This window comes from uncultured Paraglaciecola sp. (genome assembly GCF_913058035.1).
Lineage (GTDB): Bacteria > Pseudomonadota > Gammaproteobacteria > Enterobacterales > Alteromonadaceae > Paraglaciecola.
The window spans coordinates 1-5363 of the sequence record NZ_CAJXPA010000234.1 but is presented as its reverse complement, the minus strand read 5'-3'; the positions used below and the strand labels follow the sequence as shown (position 1 = coordinate 5363).

Genomic DNA, 5363 nt, shown 5'->3' with positions numbered 1-5363 from the left:
AACGCCAAATAAAATAACTAGGTCTCCAACAAATACCTCGAGAGCTAAAAATGAAACCAGTATTACCAAGCCATAACAACAATCTTATTGAATAAGAACCGCGAAAGTTAATTAACTAATATTCGTCAAATTTGCCACTTTTTAATTCAATCGTCATGCCAAGAAAGTTAGCCACTTTTTGGCACATACTTTTAGTTAATCAAGCAGTCGGATTTTTCCATATTAGATTTGACAACCAAAATGATACTTTATTAAATACCTTTCAGAATTAAAATGGTGTGACATGGATGGGTCTTAAAACAATCTTCGGTAATAACTACTTTATGTTGCCAACAGCTAAATTAAAAATCTCGAATATGAGTATTAAGCCACACTAATATTAATGCGATTAGCAATGCTTTGTTTTAACGAGAACTCATAATTACTAGCCTGAAGAACTAAAGGTCTTTTTAAAGGGTTGCGATAAAGACACCAAATGGCTTGACCTGCAACAAAACCTATTTTGTGTAGACGCTCAAAAAATACAGGCTTAAGATTAGGTTCAATATTTTCGATATTTTCGATATTTTCAATATTTTCAATATTTTCAATATTTGCAGATTGTTTATTGCTACCAAACCAAATGATGCAAGTATTAACAATCATCGTATTATCATTTAAAACAGCCGCTATGCAATTAAGCACATCACAAAGCGGCAAGTTCCAGTCGTTTAGGCTTTACGTAAACGGTCAGCCACAAGAAACGCCATTTCTAATACTTGATCAGCATTTAATCGCGGGTCACATTGTGTCTTGTAAGCTTGAGCTAAATCGTCATCACTGATTTCATAAGCCCCACCTGTACATTCAGTCACATGCTGGCCAGTCATTTCTAAGTGAATACCACCTGCATGTGTACCTTCGGCTTCGTGTGCAGCAAAGAACTGCTGTATTTCACGTAAAATAGCATCGAAGTTACGAGTTTTATAGCCGCTTGAAGCTTTGAAGGTATTGCCATGCATGGGATCAGAACTCCACACTACTTTGCGACCTTCTTGTTTAACTCGGCGTAAAAGCTTGGGTAAGTTGTGCTCAAGTTTATCTGCGCCCATGCGGGTAATCAATGTAAGGCGACCCGCATCATTATTTGGGTTGAGTGCATCAATCAGCTGAATTAATTCATCCTCCTGCATGCTCGGGCCTACTTTCACACCAATAGGATTATGAATTCCGCGGAAAAACTCCAAGTGAGCATGGTCAAGTTGACGAGTCCTCTCACCAATCCACAGCATATGCGCCGAACAGTTGTACCAATTACCCGTTAGTGTGTCGACCCGAGTTAAAGCTTGCTCATAGTTGAGTAACAAAGCCTCATGAGAAGTATACAAACTAGTTTCATGCAAGGTTGGTGTGTTAGTGGAGTTAATTCCCATAACGTTCATAAATTCTAATGAATCTTGAATGCGAGAAGCCAGATCGTGATAACGGTCTTTTAAAGGATTATTCTCCACAAAAGCCATATTCCAGCGATTAACTTCATGTAAATCGGCCAATCCACCTTGTGCAAAAGCACGTAATAAATTCAAAGTGGACGCACCACGATGATAGGCCTCTATCATCCGTTGAGGATCAGGTCTACGCGATGCTTCAGTAAATTCAAAGCTGTTAATAATATCACCGCGATAACTAGGCAGTGAGATGCCATTAATGGTTTCAAAATCCCCAGAACGAGGCTTAGCATACTGTCCTGCCATACGAGCCACTTTTACTACTGGGCAGCGGCCCGCATAGGTCAGCACTATAGCCATTTGCAAAATGACTTTGAAAGTATCGCGAATTTTTGGCGCATTAAACTCATCAAAAGATTCAGCGCAATCACCACCTTGTAACAAGAACCCCTTTCCTTCTGCTACAGCACCTAACTGCTTATACAAAGATCGAGTTTCGGCAGCAAATACCAATGGAGGATAACCCCCAAGTGTATCTTCAACCTGTTTAAGGTGTTTTTTATCTTCATAGGTAGGTTGTTGCAAAATAGGCTTTGAACGCCAACTATCTGGTTGCCAATGACTCACGATTTTTCCTTGTAAAATAAATATAAGGTGGTCGGTTAAACTGTGAACCGACAAACTGGGACGAGAATTTAGAGGGTATGACTGGAAATTTCAATCACTAACGTGTTTATTCTTGAAATTTAAATCAATAACTTATGACCTACTGGATTTAAGATGTTTAATTAAACCGTCAACCCCTTCTTCAATCAGGTTTAAAACATATTCGAAACCACGTCTACCACCATAATAAGGATCAGGCACCTGTTGCTCCTCAGATTGACTAAAGCTTAATAATAACGAGACTTTGTGTTTAAATTCTTCAGGGCAAGCTTTTAGAAGATTAGCAACGTTATCGTTATCCATACCAAGAATATAATCAAATTTTTCAAAATCTTGTTCGACCACCTTTCTACATTTTAAGCCTTTAAAACTGTATCCCTTTTCCAAACCCACAGCTTGTGAACGTTTGTCTGGCGCAGCTCCATTGTGATATCCAGCCGTTCCCGCAGAGTCAATTTCAATAGTCAAACCGTCATCAGCCGATTTTTTCTTAAAGACCGCTTCAGCACTGGGTGAACGACAAATATTACCCAAACAAACAAAAAGTACTGAAGTTGTATTAACTGTCATTATTTTTCCTAATATTTTACTGAAAGGTTTTACCTATGCAAAGCATTCTATATGTCTATAATTGCGCGTCTAGTGATAAACGGTTTTAATTTAAAATGAATGCTCCAAGATGTATATTAATGTTCAGCAGCTCAATCGTGGGGAATGAAGTTTATCTTCAACATACCATCCCTTTGTTGACGCAATATTTACCTAACATAGAAGAACTACTCTTTATCCCATTTGCTGGTGTGTCGGTGAGTTGGGATGATTACACGGCAAAAGTACAAAACGCCCTACCCGACTATCAAGTCAATGGCATTCATCAATTCCCCAACGCTCAGCAAGCATTAGAAGACGCTCAAGCCATATTAGTAGGTGGCGGAAATACATTTAACTTACTAAACCAACTTTATCAACAAGACTTGATTTGTGTAATAAAAAGCCAAGTTAATAGAGGCATACCATATGTGGGATGGAGTGCAGGCTCAAACATTTGCAGCAATAGTATCCGCACCACTAACGACATGCCCATAATACAACCACCTAGTTTTGATGCTCTTAACTTCTTACCTTTTCAGCTTAATCCTCATTACACCGACTACCAAACCCCTGGCCATAATGGCGAAACGCGCGCACAGCGTATCGAAGAGTTTTGTATGTTAAATCCTAATATTCCGGTAATTGGAATTCGTGAGGGTACAGCCTTGTTGTTACAAGGGAAATCTTTGGTCTTGAAGGGTGAATTGGATGGAGTGGTATTTGAAGGTGGCGAGCAAATTGTTATTAAACCAGAACAGGATTTGAGTAAGTATTTAAGTAAGTGTTTGAAGATTTGATTTAGAGACACGAATTGGTTCCGTAATTGGTATTCATGTATGTCCTGAACGTTGCCCATTTAAACTATAACTGGGCTCTACTGTAATTTTACACCTTATTAAATTGCACACTTCAAGCATGCAAAACTATATTTAGCTATCTGCCTAGTAATAACAATATCCTTGTAACTTAAATTTTTGAAAAATTAAGAAATACCTAAAAGTGAAATCAAAAATCGAAACACCACTATTGAATTACAATAAAATTATGACGAACAATTTATTAATATTTATAGACGGGCTGATATTGATTCGCATTGCTGATTGATAATATTTTCGATTTCATCAAAAGGAATAGGTTTAGTGAAAAGAGGTATCCCCGCTGGCAATCCCCCTTTTTGATCAATCTCTGCTTTTGATAGTCCTGAAACAACCATAATCACCATATCGTTGAAAGATTCCAATTTAGAAAGTGCTTGCAACATATGTATGCCATTTATATTTGGCATTTGAATATCCGTAATAACAACATCTGGTTTCCAAGATCCTATTTGTATTAATCCCTCAAAACCATCTGTAGCTGTTTTCAAAATAATGGGTAAATTCCAGCCTTCAATTGTCATTTTATACAACACAATTAAATCGGGCTCGTCTTCTATGACTAAAACACGAGTTAGTCTCTGATCGCCGGAGTCATTAGTATTTTTCTTAAGTTGTGCCTTAAAAGCTTCGATTTCCTCTAGATTGAATCGCCTATGGCCCCCAGCTGTTTTCCAAGCTTTTAAAATTCCTGATTCTGACCATAGTTGTATGGTGCGAGTTGTCACCTCTAACAAACTGGCAGCTTGCTTTGATGAGCAGTGTGTCACTTTTAACTTAGAGGTTTGATACATTTAATTGCACTCATTAATTTTCTACCCATCCCATTCTTTCCGTATTTTCCGAATTTATACTAAACTCTATCAATAGTCAACTATATGAAATAATTGGTCCCAATTTTTGGGTTACGATTAGTAAGTTTAATTGTCGAGAATGTGGTTTTCTAAATTTTATAAACTATCCAAAATGAGCAATATAAATAATGTAGACCATTGGTTATTGCTGTTTCTATTATCAGGTCGACTATTGCAGAAAAGGCAATTTTTTTACAAAAAAATCGTTATCATTCATATATACTTCTGTTTAATATTCTTTGTTGATGCCTCTCAAGACTTTATAATTATTTATGACAACAGCCGCTCCTAAGACACTATTGATCATGTTGATGGGCCCCACTGCATCGGGTAAGACCGATGTGGCGATGGCACTCAGTAAATTATTACCGGTGGATATTATAAGCGTCGACTCGACCCTAGTGTATCAGGGGCTAAATATTGGCTCGGCTAAACCTACGCTGTCAGAGCTGGCCGCATATCCTCACCGACTGATTGATATCTGCGATCCGGCGGAGCCCTATTCGGCTGCAAGCTTTTGTCGTGACGCCAAGGTCGAGATAACGATAATTGCCAACGCAGGTCGAATTCCTCTGCTAGTGGGAGGCAGCATGATGTATTTTAAGTCACTAGTGGATGGCTTGGCTGATATGCCAGAATCCAACCCAGCTATTCGACAAGCAATTACAGCAGAGGCCGCCGCACAGGGGTGGCCGGCCATGCATGAGCAGTTAAAAGCTATCGACCCTGAGTACGCGGCGAAATTACATCCAAACCACTCGCAACGAATATCGAGGGCGCTAGAGGTGTTTCGCGACAGCGGTATCACCATGACGCAATATCGCCATCAACAGCATCGCGCTGATGCTAAACCTAAATTTCTTGATGAATTCACGGTGATTACTTTAGGTCTGCTGCCCGATGATCGCGTTCTGTTGCATGAGCGTATATTTAATCGCTTTCATACAATG

At 38.9% G+C, this 5363-nt stretch carries 6 protein-coding genes; 2 read left to right on the top strand and 4 right to left on the bottom strand.

From position 1 onward, the window contains the following. Positions 1-363: 363 nt before the first annotated feature. The 3 genes from QZ562_RS19210 to QZ562_RS19200 all read right to left on the bottom strand — a co-directional run bounded on the left by QZ562_RS19210 (position 364) and on the right by QZ562_RS19200 (position 2663). Positions 364-645, bottom strand: a complete 282-nt coding sequence (locus QZ562_RS19210) for a FeoA domain-containing protein (RefSeq protein WP_293763855.1) — start codon at positions 643-645, stop codon at positions 364-366. Positions 646-710: 65 nt separating this feature from the next. After that, on the bottom strand, positions 711-2054 hold the full coding sequence (locus QZ562_RS19205; RefSeq protein ID WP_293763852.1) for a class II 3-deoxy-7-phosphoheptulonate synthase: 1344 nt from the start codon (positions 2052-2054) through the stop codon (positions 711-713). Between the two features lie 132 nt (positions 2055-2186). Next, complete coding sequence (locus tag QZ562_RS19200) at positions 2187-2663, bottom strand: low molecular weight protein-tyrosine-phosphatase (RefSeq protein WP_293763849.1); 477 nt, start codon at positions 2661-2663, stop codon at positions 2187-2189. Positions 2664-2758: 95 nt separating this feature from the next. On the opposite strand from QZ562_RS19200, the gene pepE reads away from it, so the two are divergent. Next, a complete protein-coding gene (gene pepE, locus QZ562_RS19195) occupies positions 2759-3481 on the top strand; it encodes a dipeptidase PepE (RefSeq protein ID WP_293763846.1) in 723 nt (240 codons plus the stop codon). Between the two features lie 269 nt (positions 3482-3750). Here the strand turns inward: pepE and QZ562_RS19190 are convergent, their stop codons facing one another. Continuing rightward, positions 3751-4353, bottom strand: a complete 603-nt coding sequence (locus QZ562_RS19190; protein ID WP_293763843.1) for a response regulator — start codon at positions 4351-4353, stop codon at positions 3751-3753. A gap of 332 nt (positions 4354-4685) precedes the next feature. Here QZ562_RS19190 and miaA point away from each other — a divergent pair. Further along, positions 4686-5363: tRNA (adenosine(37)-N6)-dimethylallyltransferase MiaA (miaA, locus tag QZ562_RS19185; RefSeq protein ID WP_293763840.1), on the top strand; the 678-nt coding region annotated here is incomplete at its 3' end.